The organism is Streptomyces mobaraensis, assembly GCF_020099395.1.
Taxonomy (GTDB): Bacteria; Actinomycetota; Actinomycetes; order Streptomycetales; family Streptomycetaceae; genus Streptomyces.
In genome coordinates, this window is sequence record NZ_CP083590.1 from 6272529 (window position 1) to 6286969 (window position 14441).

At 71.9% G+C, this 14441-nt stretch carries 14 protein-coding genes; 13 read left to right on the top strand and 1 reads right to left on the bottom strand.

Annotated features, from left to right (window positions below; genetic code table 11):
• Positions 1-77: 77 nt before the first annotated feature.
• Entirely contained in the window at positions 78-1427 is a 1350-nt protein-coding gene (locus K7I03_RS27785) for a replication-associated recombination protein A (protein ID WP_185943552.1), read from the top strand.
• 217 nt (positions 1428-1644) lie between these two features.
• Here the strand turns inward: K7I03_RS27785 and K7I03_RS27790 are convergent, their stop codons facing one another.
• Complete coding sequence (locus tag K7I03_RS27790; protein ID WP_185946174.1) at positions 1645-2346, bottom strand: DUF2470 domain-containing protein; 702 nt, start codon at positions 2344-2346, stop codon at positions 1645-1647.
• 188 nt (positions 2347-2534) lie between these two features.
• Between K7I03_RS27790 and rpsD the strand changes: the two genes are divergently transcribed.
• The 12 genes from rpsD (at position 2535) to K7I03_RS27850 (ending at position 14435) form a co-directional block, all read left to right on the top strand.
• Positions 2535-3149 (top strand): 30S ribosomal protein S4, encoded by a 615-nt coding sequence (gene rpsD, locus K7I03_RS27795; protein WP_185946175.1) that lies wholly within the window; start codon positions 2535-2537, stop codon positions 3147-3149.
• 193 nt (positions 3150-3342) lie between these two features.
• The gene (locus K7I03_RS27800) at positions 3343-3789 is read left to right on the top strand and encodes a DUF948 domain-containing protein (protein WP_185946176.1); all 447 of its coding nucleotides are present in this window, start codon (positions 3343-3345) and stop codon (positions 3787-3789) included.
• 7 nt (positions 3790-3796) lie between these two features.
• On the top strand, positions 3797-4129 hold the full coding sequence (locus K7I03_RS27805; protein ID WP_185946177.1) for a DUF6167 family protein: 333 nt from the start codon (positions 3797-3799) through the stop codon (positions 4127-4129).
• Complete coding sequence (gene alaS / locus K7I03_RS27810) at positions 4129-6798, top strand: alanine--tRNA ligase (protein WP_185946178.1); 2670 nt, start codon at positions 4129-4131, stop codon at positions 6796-6798. The genes K7I03_RS27805 and alaS overlap by 1 nt, the downstream gene beginning before the upstream one ends.
• Positions 6795-7265: a Holliday junction resolvase RuvX gene (ruvX, locus tag K7I03_RS27815; RefSeq protein ID WP_185946195.1), complete on the top strand. Its 471-nt coding sequence runs from the start codon at positions 6795-6797 to the stop codon at positions 7263-7265. The genes alaS and ruvX overlap by 4 nt, the downstream gene beginning before the upstream one ends.
• 123 nt (positions 7266-7388) lie before the next feature.
• Positions 7389-9272, top strand: a complete 1884-nt coding sequence (gene mltG, locus K7I03_RS27820) for an endolytic transglycosylase MltG (RefSeq protein ID WP_185946179.1) — start codon at positions 7389-7391, stop codon at positions 9270-9272.
• Positions 9269-10096 carry a shikimate dehydrogenase gene (locus K7I03_RS27825; protein WP_185946180.1) on the top strand — a complete coding sequence of 276 codons (828 nt, stop codon included), beginning with the start codon at positions 9269-9271 and terminating at the stop codon, positions 10094-10096. Before mltG ends, K7I03_RS27825 begins: the two co-directional genes overlap by 4 nt.
• A 222-nt stretch (positions 10097-10318) precedes the next feature.
• The gene (gene aroC, locus K7I03_RS27830) at positions 10319-11503 is read left to right on the top strand and encodes a chorismate synthase (protein ID WP_185946181.1); all 1185 of its coding nucleotides are present in this window, start codon (positions 10319-10321) and stop codon (positions 11501-11503) included.
• Positions 11500-12039 (top strand): shikimate kinase, encoded by a 540-nt coding sequence (locus K7I03_RS27835; RefSeq protein WP_185946182.1) that lies wholly within the window; start codon positions 11500-11502, stop codon positions 12037-12039. Before aroC ends, K7I03_RS27835 begins: the two co-directional genes overlap by 4 nt.
• A 7-nt stretch (positions 12040-12046) precedes the next feature.
• Positions 12047-13138, top strand: a complete 1092-nt coding sequence (gene aroB, locus K7I03_RS27840) for a 3-dehydroquinate synthase (protein WP_185946183.1) — start codon at positions 12047-12049, stop codon at positions 13136-13138.
• Positions 13135-13581: a type II 3-dehydroquinate dehydratase gene (gene aroQ / locus K7I03_RS27845; RefSeq protein ID WP_185946184.1), complete on the top strand. Its 447-nt coding sequence runs from the start codon at positions 13135-13137 to the stop codon at positions 13579-13581. Before aroB ends, aroQ begins: the two co-directional genes overlap by 4 nt.
• 56 nt (positions 13582-13637) lie before the next feature.
• On the top strand, positions 13638-14435 hold the full coding sequence (locus K7I03_RS27850; RefSeq protein ID WP_398858077.1) for an AAA family ATPase: 798 nt from the start codon (positions 13638-13640) through the stop codon (positions 14433-14435).
• Positions 14436-14441 lie beyond the last annotated feature (6 nt).

The window sequence follows — 14441 nt, forward strand, 5'->3', positions numbered from 1 at the left end:
CTCTCTGACCAGCTTCAACGCCGCCGGACGGTTACCGTCCGGCGGCGTTGTCAGTGGGGTGGCATAGGGTTTCGAGCGTGGAACCCGACCTGTTCACCGCCGCAGAAGAGGACCGCCGGGAGAAAGACCCGTCGAGCAGTCCCCTGGCCGTCCGCATGCGCCCCCGCACCCTCGACGAGGTCGTCGGACAGGGCCATCTGCTGAAGCCCGGGTCGCCGCTGCGCCGGCTGGTCGGCGAGGCGAGCGGCGGGCCGGCCGGGCCCTCGTCGGTGATCCTCTGGGGGCCGCCCGGCATCGGCAAGACGACCCTCGCGTACGTCGTCAGCCAGGCCACCAACAAGCGCTTCGTCGAGCTGTCCGCGATCACCGCCGGCGTCAAGGAGGTCCGGGCCGTCATCGACGGCGCCCGCCGGGCCTCCGGCGGCTACGGCAAGGAGACCGTCCTCTTCCTCGACGAGATCCACCGCTTCAGCAAGGCCCAGCAGGACTCCCTGCTGCCCGCCGTCGAGAACCGCTGGGTCACTCTGATCGCCGCCACCACCGAGAACCCCTACTTCTCGATCATCTCCCCGCTGCTCTCCCGATCCCTGCTACTCACCCTCCAGGCGCTCACCGACGACGACCTGCGCGGACTGCTGCACCGGGCGGTAGAGGACGAGCGCGGGCTCGGCGGCGCGGTCACGCTCCCCGAGGACGCGGAGGCACACCTGCTGCGGATCGCCGGCGGCGACGCGCGGCGGGCGCTCACCGCCCTGGAGGCGGCGGCGGGGGCGGCGCTCGACAAGGGCGAGGGCGAGATCACCCTGGAGACGCTGGAGGAGACGGTCGACCGGGCCGCGGTGAAGTACGACCGCGACGGGGACCAGCATTACGACGTCGCGAGTGCGTTGATCAAGTCGATTCGCGGGTCGGATGTGGATGCCACTCTCCATTACCTGGCCCGGATGATCGAGGCGGGAGAGGATCCTCGGTTCATCGCGCGGCGGTTGATGATCTCCGCCAGTGAGGACATCGGGCTCGCGGATCCTTCCGCGCTGCAGACGGCGGTTGCCGGGGCACAGGCCGTCGCCATGATCGGTTTCCCCGAGGCGCGGATCACTCTTTCGCAGGTGGCGATCGCGTTGGCGCTGGCGCCGAAGTCGAACGCGGCTTATCTCGCCATCGACGCGGCGCTCGCCGATGTGCGGGGTGGGATGGCCGGGCCGGTGCCTCCGCATCTGCGGGACGGGCATTACAAGGGGGCCGCGAAGCTGGGGCATGGGGAGGGGTATCAGTATCCCCATGATCTGCCGGGTGGGATCGCGGCTCAGCAGTATGCGCCTGATGCGGTGCATGGGCGGCGGTATTACTCGCCTACTCGGCATGGGGCGGAGTCGCGGTACGCGGATGTGGTGGAGCGGGTGCGGGAGCGTTTGCGGGGGGAGTGAGCCCCGGACCCGCCCTTTCACCGTTTCCTGGGGCTGCGCCCCAGACCCTGCCTGTCGCGGCTTCGCCGCTCGTCCTCAAACGCCGGACGGGCTGGAGTGGGTGCCCTATTCAGCCCGTCCGGCGTTTGAGGACAGCGCGCGCAGCGCGCTTCGGGGGTGCGGGGGCTTGCCCCCGCAAGAAACGGTGAAAGGGCGGGACCGGGGCACCCCCCACCCCTCACCCCTCCGCCGCGTCGAACAGCCGGTGCATCTCCCGCCGCAACCCCGCCACATCCCGCACCGGCTCCGGGAACTCGAACCGTGCGTCGAACGAGCGGTCGGCCGGTGACCCCGAACCCTCGCGGGTGAAGCGGACCCGGAACCCGAACCGGTCCAGCGCCAGCGGCACCGCGGCACCCGCGCCCGCCCGCCGTTCATCCAGCAGGGCCCAGAGGGAACGCACCTGATCCCCGTGCCCCGCGTGCAGATGCTGCAGCAGCTCCGCCTCGTACTCCACGAGCGGATCGGGCGCCGCCCCCGCGAAGTCGTCGGGCGAGACGGTCTCGATGCCCCAGAGGTCGTCCACGGAGATGTTCCCGAGTTCCAGCCGCACCATCATGCGGCCCGGCTCCGCGACGCCGGGGACGCAGGTGAGCCAGCCCGAGAGCCAGGCGCGGCCGCGGATGCGGTTGGGGACGGAGACCGGCGCCACGTCGGTGAGCTCCAGGACGGCGGGGAGGTCGTCGGCCTCGGCGTGGGTGGCCGCGCGGACGACGGGGGAGTCGGCCGGGTGGACGAGGTATACGTCGCCGTCGGGGCCGACGGTCCGTACCTCGGGGGTGAGGGGTGCGGGGAGGGCGGCCTCCAGGCCGGGGACGAGCAGTACCGCGGAGCATGTACTCTGTACGAGAGTTCGTGTGCGCTCGGCTGCTGACGGCATCCGGGCGGTTTCAAGTCCGCTGGGACGCGGCTGACCACGATCTGATCGGACCTCCGTCGTACCGGCGCCATCAGTTGCGCCGGCCTTCTTCGTGCTGTCCGTGACGTGACTGGTGTTCCCCGGGCGAGACATGCGATCTCCTTGAGTAAGGTGAGCCTAACCTAACCTATTTCGGAGGTCTGGAGAACGTGCCTAACCAGTCGCGTCCCAAGGTCAAGAAGTCTCGTGCGCTCGGCATCGCCCTGACGCCGAAGGCCGTCAAGTACTTCGAGGCCCGTCCCTACCCGCCGGGCGAGCACGGCCGCGGCCGCAAGCAGAACTCGGACTACAAGGTCCGTCTGCTCGAGAAGCAGCGTCTCCGCGCGCAGTACGACATCAGCGAGCGCCAGATGGCCCGCGCCTACGACCGCGCCAAGAAGGCCGAGGGCAAGACGGGCGAGGCGCTGGTCGTCGAGCTCGAGCGCCGTCTCGACGCCCTGGTCCTGCGTTCGGGCATCGCCCGCACCATCTACCAGGCCCGCCAGATGGTCGTCCACGGCCACATCGAGGTCAACGGCCAGAAGGTCGACAAGCCGTCCTTCCGCGTCCGTCCCGACGACGTCGTGATGGTCCGCGAGCGCAGCCGCTCCAAGACCCTCTTCGAGACGGCCCGCGCCGGTGGCTTCGCCGCCGACGGCGAGACCCCGCGCTACCTCCAGGTCAACCTGGCCGCGCTGGCCTTCCGCCTGGACCGCGAGCCGAACCGCAAGGAGATCCCGGTCATCTGCGACGAGCAGCTCGTCGTCGAGTACTACGCCCGCTAAGCCGGCCGTAGGACCTCTCCTTCACGCCTGGCCCGTCGCCCCTCCGCCCTCGTGGCGGCGGGGTGGCGGGCCACCGCGTTTTCCGGGGCGCTCCGGGCCTCGAAACGGAGTACGGGCCGCCACCCGCGGCGCGATAAGGTCGGTACCCGACGTTTCTAACGTGTGACCAGCGACGACAGCAGGGAGCGGTGCAGTGTCCGGTGGAGAGGTGGCCGGGATCCTCGTGGCCGTCTTCTGGGCGATCCTGGTGTCCTTCATCGCCCTCGTCCTGGTACGGCTCGCGCAGACGCTGAAAGCGGCCACCAAGCTGGTCGCCGACGTCACCGAGCAGGCCGTGCCGCTGCTGGCCGACGCCTCGGCGACCGTGCGGTCCGCGCACACCCAGCTCGCCCGGGTCGACTCGATCGCCGCGGACGTCCAGGAGGTCACCGCCAACGCCTCCGCGCTGTCGTCCACCGTCTCCTCCGCCTTCGGCGGACCGCTGGTGAAGGTCGCCGCCTTCGGCTACGGCGTGCGGCGGGCGATCGGCCGCAAGGGCGCCCCCGCCGAACCCGAGCGCACCGTGATCACCGGCCGGAGCGTCGGCAAGAAGCTGCCGTCCGCCCGGCGCGGCGGCCGTCGTACCCGTGGGAAGGGCTGATCCGGAAATGTTCCGCCGTGCTTTTTGGTTCACCACCGGGGTGGCCGCCGGAGTGTGGGCCACCACCAAGGTGAACCGCACCCTGGACAAGCTCACCCCCGAGAGCCTCGCGCTCCAGGCGGCCGACCGGGCCGTGCTCGCCGGCCGCCGCGTCAAGCACTTCGCGCTCGACGTCCGCGACGGCATGGCGCACCGCGAGGCGGCGCTCAAGGACGCGCTCGGCCTCACCGCCGGGCCGGAGCCGGAGGAGGCCCGGGCGCTGCCCGCCGGACGCCCGCATCTCGTCGTCGTCGAACCCACCCATCCCCACCACTCGCTCACCCGGAAAGAGGACCACTGATGGAGTCCGCTGAAATCCGCCGCCGCTGGCTGCGCTTCTTCGAAGAGCGTGGGCACACCGTCGTGCCGTCGGCGTCGCTCATCGCGGACGACCCGACGCTGCTCCTCGTGCCCGCGGGCATGGTGCCCTTCAAGCCCTACTTCCTCGGTGAGGTCAAGCCGCCGTTCAGCCGCGCCACCAGCGTGCAGAAGTGCGTCCGCACGCCGGACATCGAGGAGGTCGGCAAGACCACCCGGCACGGCACGTTCTTCCAGATGTGCGGCAACTTCTCGTTCGGCGACTACTTCAAGGAGGGCGCGATCAAGCTCTCCTGGGAGCTGCTGACCTCGTCCGTCGCCGACGGCGGCTACGGCCTCGACCCCGAGAAGCTCTGGATCACCGTCTACCAGGACGACGACGAGGCGGAGCGGATCTGGCGGGACACCGTCGGCGTCCCCGCCGAGCGCATCCAGCGCCTGGGCAAGAAGGACAACTTCTGGTCCATGGGCGTCCCCGGCCCCTGCGGCCCCTGCTCGGAGATCAACTACGACCGCGGCCCCGAGTTCGGCGCCGAGGGCGGCCCGGCCGTCAACGACGAGCGGTACGTGGAGATCTGGAACCTGGTCTTCATGCAGTACGAGCGGGGTGCCGGCGACGGCAAGGAGGACTTCCCGATCCTCGGCGACCTCCCCGCCCAGAACATCGACACCGGCCTCGGCCTCGAGCGCCTCGCGATGATCCTGCAGGGCGTCCGGAACATGTACGAGACCGACACCCTGCGCGTCGTCATCGACAAGGCCACCGAGCTCACCGGCGTCGCCTACGGCAAGGCCGACGCCTCCGACGTCTCGCTGCGCGTGGTCGCCGACCACATGCGCACCTCCGTGATGCTCATCGGCGACGGCGTCACCCCCGGCAACGAGGGCCGCGGCTACGTCCTGCGCCGCATCATGCGCCGCGCCATCCGCAACATGCGGATGCTGGGCGCCACCGGCCCGGTCGTCGCCGACCTGCTCGACGTGATCATCAACACGATGGGGCAGCAGTACCCGGAGCTCGTCGAGGACCGCAAGCGCATCGAGACCGTCGCGCTCGCCGAGGAGGCCGCCTTCCTCAAGGCCCTCAAGGGCGGCACGAACATCCTCGACACCGCCGTGACCGAGACCAAGGCCGCCGGCGGCACGGTCCTCTCCGGCGACAAGGCGTTCCTGCTCCACGACACCTGGGGCTTCCCGATCGACCTCACCCTGGAGATGGCCGCCGAGCAGGGCCTCTCCGTGGACGAGGACGGCTTCCGCCGCCTGATGAAGGAGCAGCGGGACCGGGCCAAGGCCGACGCCAAGGCCAAGAAGACCGGCCACGCCGACCTGTCCGCCTACCGCGAGGTCGCCGACACCGCCGGTGCCACCGACTTCACCGGCTACACCCTCACCGAGAACGAGGCCACCGTCGTCGGCCTGCTCGTCGACGGCGTCCCGTCGCCGGCCGCCTCCGAGGGCGACGAGGTCGAGATCGTCCTCGACCGTACGCCGTTCTACGCCGAGGGTGGTGGCCAGCTGGCCGACCAGGGGCGTATCAAGCTGCACAACGGCGCCGTGGTCGAGATCCGCGACGTGCAGAAGCCCGTTCCGGGCGTCAATGTCCACAAGGGCGTCGTCCAGGTCGGTGAGGTGACGGTCGGCGCTTCGGCGTACGCCGTCATCGACGTCAAGCGCCGCCGGGCCATCGCCCGCGCCCACAGCGCCACCCACCTGACCCACCAGGCGCTGCGCGACGCGCTCGGCCCGACGGCCGCCCAGGCCGGTTCGGAGAACTCGCCCGGCCGCTTCCGCTTCGACTTCGGCTCCCCGACCGCCGTGCCCGGCACCGTCCTCACCGACGTCGAGCAGCGGATCAACGAGGTGCTCTCGCATGAACTCGACGTCCACGCCGAGGTCATGAGCCTGGACGAGGCCAAGAAGTCCGGCGCGATCGCCGAGTTCGGCGAGAAGTACGGCGAGCGGGTACGCGTCGTGACCATCGGCGACTTCTCCAAGGAGCTGTGCGGCGGTACGCACGTCGCCAACACCGCCCAGCTGGGCCTGGTGAAGCTGCTCGGCGAGTCCTCGATCGGCTCCGGCGTGCGCCGCGTCGAGGCCCTGGTCGGCGCCGACGCGTACGACTTCCTGGCCAAGGAGCACACGGTCGTCGCCCAGCTCACCGAGCTGGTCAAGGGCCGCCCGGAGGAGCTGCCGGAGAAGATCTCGGGCATGCTCGCCAAGCTCCGGGACGCCGAGAAGGAGATCGAGCGCTACCGCGCCGAGAAGGTGCTCCAGGCCGCCGCCGGGCTGGCCCAGGGTGCCAAGGACGTCCACGGCACCGCCTTGGTCACCGGCACCGTGCCGGACGGCACCGGCGCCGACGACCTGCGCAAGCTGGTCCTCGACGTCCGCGGCCGGATCACCGGCGGCCGCCCGGCCGTCGTCGCCCTGTTCACCGTGGCCAACGGCCGCCCGCTGACCGTCATCGCCACCAACGAGGCCGCCCGCGAGCGCGGTCTCAAGGCCGGCGACCTGGTCCGTACGGCCGCCAAGACCCTCGGCGGCGGCGGTGGCGGCAAGCCGGACGTCGCCCAGGGCGGCGGCCAGAACCCGGAGGCCGTGGCCGACGCCATCGCCGCCGTGGAGCGGCTCGTGGCGGAGGCGGCCTGACCGTGCGACGTGGCAGACGCATCGCCGTCGACGTCGGGGACGCCCGGATCGGGGTCGCCTCGTGCGACCCCGACGGGATCCTCGCCACACCGGTCGAGACCGTGCCCGGGCGGGACATCCCGCAGGCCCACAAGCGACTCGCGGCGATCGTCGCGGAGTACGAGCCCGTCGAGGTCGTCGTCGGCCTGCCCCGCTCCCTCAAGGGGGGAGAGGGGCCGGCCGCGGCCAAGGTGCGCACGTTCGCCAAGGAGATGGCCCGGCGCGTCGCGCCGGTGCCCGTCCGGCTGGTGGACGAGCGGATGACCACGGTCACCGCGGCCCAGGGGCTGCGCGCGTCCGGGGTCAACACCAAGAAGGGCCGGTCCGTCGTCGACCAGGCGGCGGCCGTGATCATCCTGCAGAACGCCCTGGAGACCGAGAGGACGTCGGGGCGCCCTCCGGGCGAACCCGTCGAAGTGGTCATCTGATCGCGATACGGTAACCTTCCGCGCGACATGGCAGCTCGTTCGAACGCCATCCCTACAGGACCAGACGATCGGACCCGCGCCCTCCGGGGCGCCTGGCTGCCGCTGTGCGGCTCTAGGGGATAGATGACTGAGTACGGCCGGGGTTCCGGCTCCCAACCGTGGAATCCCGGCGACCCCCACCACGGGGACCCGGGGTACGAGGGTCAGCGGCATCCTCCGCAGCAGCAGCCGTACTACGGTCAGCAGCAGTATCCGGACCAGGGGTTTCCCGAACAGCAGCAGTACGGCTGGGAGCAGTCGTCGCAGGGCGGTGGGGGCCACTACGGTGACCCCCACGCGCAGTCCCGGCAGCAGTACGGCCAGTCCGACCAGCCGGGCGGGGGCTACTACGGGCAGGGCGGCGGATACCCGGGGCAGGACGGACAGTCCTACGACACGGGTCAGCACCCGCACGTACAGCAGCAGACGTACGACACCGGGCAGCACCCGCAGCCCGGCGGACAGCAGGGGTACGACACGGGGCAGCATCCGCAGCCGTCCTATGACACGGGTCAGCACCCGCATCCGGCGTATGACACCGGGCAGCATCCCCAGCAGGCGTACGACACCGGGCAGCACCCGCATCCGTCCTACGACACGGGTCAGCATCCGCAGCAGTCCTACGACACGGGTCAGCACCCGCGCCCGGGCGAGCAGCGGGTGCCGCGGCAGACGCCCGCCAAGGAGCCGCACGAGGAGTGGCTGGAGGAGTCCTCCGGCGAGCACTCCCTGCTCTCCAAGTCCGCCGCGGCCCCGGCCCCCCGGTCGTCCCCGGCCATAGACCTCCTCCCGGGCGGCGTCACGGACGAGGCCGACGAAGACGACGCTGACGGGGCGGACGACGAGCCGCGGCGCGGCCGACGCGGCGGCGGGTCCGGCGGCAAGGGCAAGAAGCAGCCCAAGCGCCGCAGCGGTACGGCCTGCCTGGTCGTCGCGGTGGTGCTGATCGGCGCCGTCGGGGGCCTCGGCTACCTGGGCTACGACTACTGGGAGACGAACTACGGCCCCGCGCCCGACTACGAGGGCGAGGGCACCGGATCCGTCCAGGTGGACATCCCCAAGGGCACCGGTCTCACCCAGATGGGTGACCTTCTCCAGAAGAACGGCGTGGTCAAGAGCGCCCGGGCGTTCACCGAGGCGGCGGGCACCAAGCTCATCCAGCCCGGTACGTACACCCTGCACAAGGAGATGTCGGCCGAGTCCGCCGTCACGATGATGACGGACACCAAGAACCTGCTGACCCTCCGCGAGGGCATCCGGGCCGCCGAGGTCTACAGCTCCATCGACAAGAAGCTGGAGCTCAAGCCGGGCACCACCAAGGACGTCGCCAAGGCGCAGGCCAAGAACCTGGGCCTGCCCGACTGGGCGACCGCCGACCCGGACGTCAAGGACCCGCTGGAGGGCTTCCTCTTCCCGTCGCAGTACAACGCGGGCAAGGGCACCAAGCCGGAGGAGATCCTCCGGCAGATGGTGAAGCGGGCGAAGGCCAACTACGAGCAGCAGGACCTGGAGGGCAAGGCCAAGGAGCTGGGCCTCAAGTCCCCGCTCCAGGTGATCACCGTCGCCAGCCTGGTCCAGGTCGAGGGCAAGTACAAGCACGACTTCGACAAGATCGCCCGGGTCGTCTACAACCGGCTCAAGCCGGACAACAAGGAGACGTACGGCCTCCTGGACTTCGACTCCACGGTCAACTACGCCAAGAGCCAGTCCACCCTGGACACCGGCTCCGTCAACGACCTGCGCAAGTTCAAGGACCCGTACAACACCTACAGCATCAAGGGCCTGCCGCCCGGGCCGATCAGCAACCCCGGCATGGACGCCCTGAAGTCGGCGCTCGAACCCGCCTCCGGGCCCTGGTACTACTTCGTCTCGATCAACGAGAACGAGACGCTTTTCGCGGTGACCAACGCGGAGCACAACAGGAACCGGGAGCGGTACCGGCAGGAGCACGGAAAGACCGGCCAATGACCACACGCCACCGCGCGGCCGTCCTCGGCTCGCCCATCGCCCACTCGCTCTCCCCGGTCCTGCACCGGGCCGCCTACGCCGCGCTCGGCCTGGGGGAGTGGACGTACGACCGGTACGAGGTCGACGAGGCCGCGCTGCCGGCCTTCGTCGAGCGGCTGGACGACAGCTGGGCCGGCCTCTCGCTGACCATGCCGCTCAAGCGGGCGGTCATCCCGCTGCTGGACGGGATCAGCGACACCGCGCGGTCCGTCGAGGCCGTCAACACCGTCCTCGTCGGCGAGGACGGCCGGCTCACCGGCGACAACACGGACATCCCGGGCCTGGTCGCCGCCCTGCGCGAGCGCGGCGTCGACAAGGTCGCCTCGGCCGCCGTGCTGGGCGCCGGGGCCACCGCGTCCTCGGCGCTCGCCGCGCTCGCCGGGATCTGCGCCGGCGAGGTCACCGCCTACGTCCGCAGCGCCGGGCGGGCCGCCGAGATGCGGCGGTGGGGTGAACGGCTCGGGGTGCCTGTCCGCACCGCCGACTGGTCCCGCGCCGCCGAGGCGTTCGAGGCCCCGCTGGTCGTCGCGACCACCCCGGCCGGGGCCGCGGACGCGCTCGCGGCCGCCGTCCCCGACCGGCCCGGCACCCTCTTCGACGTCCTCTACGAGCCCTGGCCGACCCCGCTGGCGGCGGCCTGGGCCGCGCGCGGCGGCACGGTCCTGGGCGGCCTCGACCTGCTCGTCCACCAGGCGGTGCTCCAGGTCGAGCGGATGACGGGCGTCTCGCCGGCACCGCTCGCGGCCATGCGGGCCGCCGGGGAAGCGGCCCTCGCGGCCCGCTGACCCCTTCCCGAGGGCTCCTCGACCGCTCCGGGAACCTTCCGAGGTCGCTCCCGGACCCTTCCGGAAACATTCCGAGATCGCTCCCGGAACGGGCGGAAAACGTCCGGAACGCGGACCGGCGCCGGGATACCGCCCCGGACATGGGAGGATCGGGGGCGGCGGACCGTACCACGGGTCGGTCGCGCCGTCCCACGATCCGAGGCGCGAGCAAGAGGAGTTCCGTTGAGCAGGTTGCGCTGGCTGACGGCCGGGGAGTCGCACGGTCCGGCCCTGGTGGCGACGCTGGAGGGGCTGCCCGCGGGCGTCCCGGTCACCACGGAGATGGTGGCGGACCACCTGGCCCGGCGGCGCCTCGGCTATGGGCGCGGCGCCCGGATGAAGTTCGAGCGGGACGAGGTGACCTTCCTCGGCGGGGTGCGGCACGGCCTGTCCATGGGCTCCCCGGTCGCGGTCATGGTGGGCAACACCGAGTGGCCCAAGTGGGAGAAGGTCATGGCCGCCGACCCGGTGGACCCGGCCGAGCTCGCCGAACTCGCCCGCAACGCCCCGCTGACCCGGCCGCGCCCCGGCCACGCGGACCTCGCCGGCATGCAGAAGTACGGCTTCGACGAGGCCCGTCCGGTCCTGGAGCGGGCCTCCGCGCGGGAGACCGCGGCCCGCGTCGCGCTCGGCGCCGTCGCCCGCTCCTTCCTGAAGGAGGCGGCCGGCATCGAGATCGTCTCCCACGTCGTCGAGCTGGCCGCCGCCAAGGCGCCGTACGGCGTGTACCCGAAGCCCTCGGACGTCGAGCGGCTGGACGCCGACCCGGTGCGCTGCCTCGACGCCGCCGCGAGCGAGGCGATGGTCGCAGAGATCGACCAGGCGCACAAGGACGGCGACACCCTCGGCGGCGTCGTCGAGGTCCTCGCCTACGGCGTGCCCGTCGGCCTCGGCTCGCACGTGCACTGGGACCGGCGGCTGGACGCCCGGCTCGCCGCCGCCCTGATGGGCATCCAGGCGATCAAGGGCGTCGAGCTCGGCGACGGCTTCGACCTGGCCCGGGTGCCCGGCTCGAAGGCGCACGACGAGATCGTCGCCACCGAGGAGGGCGTGCGCCGCACGTCCGGCCGCTCCGGCGGCACCGAGGGCGGCCTGACCACCGGCGAACTGCTGCGCGTCCGCGCCGCGATGAAGCCCATCGCCACCGTGCCGAAGGCGCTCGCCACCATCGACGTCACCACCGGCGAGGCCGCCAAGGCCCACCACCAGCGCTCCGACGTGTGCGCCGTCCCCGCGGCCGGCATCGTCGCCGAGGCGATGGTGGCGCTCGTCCTGGCGGACGCCGTGGTGGAGAAGTTCGGCGGCGACAGCGTCACCGAGACCCGCCGCAACGTCCGCGGCTACCTCGACAACCTGGCCATCAAGTGACCGGGCCGGTCGCTGTATTGGTCGGCCCGCCCGGAGCCGGGAAGTCGACCGTCGGAGCGCTGCTCGCCGAGCGGCTCGGCACCGGCTACCGGGACACCGACGCCGACATCGAGCGGACCGCCGGCAAGCCCATCCCGGAGATCTTCCTGGACGAGGGCGAGCCGCACTTCCGTGAGCTGGAGCGGCAGGCCGTGCGCGCCGCCGTGGCGGAGCACCCCGGGGTGCTCTCGCTCGGCGGCGGCGCCGTCATGGACCCGGACACCCGGGCGCTGCTCAAGGGGCTGCCCGTCGTCTTCCTCGACGTCGACCTGGCCGACGCGGTACGGCGGGTGGGGCTGGACGCCCCGCGTCCGCTGCTGGCCGTCAACCCGCGCAAGCGGTGGCGGGAGCTGATGGAGGCCCGCCGCCCGCTCTACACCGAGGTCGCCCGGGTCGTCGTCGCCACCGGAGGCCGCGGCCCGGCCGAGGTGGCCGACGCGGTGCTCGACAGCCTGCGCCCGCAGCCCGGCGCCCGTACCCACGACACCTCGCAGTGAGGAACGCATGACCGACGCACCCACCCGTATCCAGGTCGCCGGCACCGCCGGCACCGCGCCGTATGAGGTCCTGATCGGGCACCGGCTGCTGGGCGAACTGCCCGCGCTCATCGGGACGGACGCCCGGCGCGTGGCCGTCCTGCACCCGGAGGCGCTGGCCGAGACCGGCGAGGTGCTCCGCGCCGACCTGGCCGACCAGGGCTACGAGGCCATCGCCATCCAGGTGCCGAACGCGGAGGAGGCCAAGACCGCCGAGGTCGCCGCCTACTGCTGGAAGGCGCTCGGGCAGTCCGGCTTCACCCGCACCGACGTCGTCGTCGGCGTCGGCGGCGGCGCCACCACCGACCTGGCCGGCTTCGTCGCCGCCACCTGGCTGCGCGGCGTGCGCTGGATCGCGGTGCCCACCACCGTGCTGGCGATGGTCGACGCCGCCGTCGGCGGCAAGACCGGCATCAACACCGCCGAGGGCAAGAACCTCGTCGGCGCCTTCCACCCGCCGGCCGGGGTGCTCTGCGACCTGTCCGCGCTGGAGTCGCTGCCGGTCCACGACTACGTCAGCGGGCTCGCCGAGGTCATCAAGGCCGGCTTCATCGCCGACCCGGTGATCCTCGACCTGATCGAGAGCGACCCCGCGGCCGCCCGCACCCCGTCCGGCGCGCACACCGCCGAGCTCATCGAGCGCGCCATCCGGGTCAAGGCCGACGTCGTCTCCCAGGACCTCAAGGAGTCCGGCCTCCGCGAGATCCTCAACTACGGGCACACCCTCGCCCACGCCATCGAGAAGAACGAGCGGTACAACTGGCGGCACGGCGCGGCCGTCGCCGTCGGCATGGTCTTCGCCGCCGAACTCGGCCGGATCGCCGGCCGGCTGGACGACGCGACGGCCGACCGGCACCGCGCGGTGCTGGAGTCCGTCGGACTGCCGGTGACCTACCGGGGCGACCAGTGGCCCAAGCTGCTGGAGACGATGAAGATCGACAAGAAGACGCGGGGCGACCGGCTGCGCTTCATCGTGCTCGACGGGCTGGCGAAGCCGGTGGTGCTGGAGGCTCCGGATCCGGCGATGCTGCTGGCCGCGCATGCGGAGATCGCGGCGTGAGCGGCGTTCAGCGGGTCCTGGTGCTGAATGGGCCCAACCTCGGGCGGCTCGGCTCCCGCGAGCCCGACGTCTACGGGTCCACCTCGTACGCCGGGCTCGTCGAGGAGTGCGCCCGGCTCGGTGCGGAGCTCGGCTTCGACGTCGACGTGCGGGAGACCAACGACGAGGGGGAGCTGGTCCGCTGGCTGCACGAGGCGGCGGACGGGCGGGTGCCCGTCGTGATCAATCCCGGTGCTTTCACGCATTACTCGTATGCGATGCGGGACGCCGCCTCTCAGCGGACCGCGCCGCTGATCGAGGTGCACATCTCCAATCCGCATGCGCGGGAGGCGTTCCGGCACACCTCCGTGATCTCCGCTGTCGCGTCCGGGACGATCGCCGGGTTCGGTGTCGGGTCGTACCGGCTCGCGTTGCGGGCGCTCGCGGAGGAACTCCGCGGCTGAGTGGAGCGTCTGGGTTGAGGGGGTAGGGTGCCCCGGTCCCGCCCTTTCACCGTTTCTTGCGGGGGCTCCGCCCCCGCACCCCCGGCGGGCTGAAATCAGCCTGTCCGGCGTTTGAGGACGAGCGGCGAAGCCGCGAAAAGGGGGTCTGGGGCGCAGCCCCAGGAATCGGCGAAGGGGCGGGACCGGGGCACCCCCCGCCACACGACCCACCGCACGAGACGGAGTGCCACCGGATGCAGTACCCAGTGGGACAGCCGCTGCCGCCCACCCACCCTCCGATGCCCTTGGACCCCGCCACCGCACCCGTCGCGGTGCTCCTGATCGGTCCGGCCGGAGCGGGGAAGACCACGGCGGCGCGGCACTGGGCCGACACCCGCCGGGCGCCCACGGCGCACATCAGCCTGGACGACGTCCGGGAGTGGGTGCGGGCCGGTTTCGCCGACCCGCAGGCCGGGTGGAACGAGCGGTCCGAGGCCCAGTACCGGCTGGCCCGCCGCACCTGCGGCTTCGCCGCCCGGAACTTCCTGGCCAACGGCATCTCCTGCATCCTCGACGACGCGGTCTTCCCGGACCGGCCCGCCGTCGGCCTGGGCGGCTGGAAGCGGCACGTCGGCCCGGGCCTGCTGCCCGTCGTCCTGCTGCCGGGGCTCGATGTGGTGCTGGAGCGCAACGCCGAGCGGCGAGGCAACCGGCGGCTGGGCGACGAGGAGGTGGCGCGCATCCACGGGCGGATGGCCGGCTGGTACGGCTCCGGGCTGCCGATCATCGACAACTCGCAGCAGGACGTGGCCACCACGGCGCGGCTCATCGACGAGGCCGTGGCCCGCTCCTTCGCCACTCCGCCGGCCTGGTAGCCGCAC

Excerpts from the sequence above, each read along its gene's own strand:
- K7I03_RS27825 (WP_185946180.1), top strand. The coding sequence starts at position 9,269 with ATGACCACACGCCACCGCGCGGCCGTCCTCGGCTCGCCCATCGCCCAC.
- K7I03_RS27790 (WP_185946174.1), bottom strand. The coding sequence starts at position 2,346 with ATGCCGTCAGCAGCCGAGCGCACACGAACTCTCGTACAGAGTACATGC.
- K7I03_RS27805 (WP_185946177.1), top strand. The coding sequence starts at position 3,797 with ATGTTCCGCCGTGCTTTTTGGTTCACCACCGGGGTGGCCGCCGGAGTG.
- alaS (WP_185946178.1), top strand. The coding sequence starts at position 4,129 with ATGGAGTCCGCTGAAATCCGCCGCCGCTGGCTGCGCTTCTTCGAAGAG.
- aroB (WP_185946183.1), top strand. The coding sequence starts at position 12,047 with ATGACCGACGCACCCACCCGTATCCAGGTCGCCGGCACCGCCGGCACC.
- mltG (WP_185946179.1), top strand. The coding sequence starts at position 7,389 with ATGACTGAGTACGGCCGGGGTTCCGGCTCCCAACCGTGGAATCCCGGC.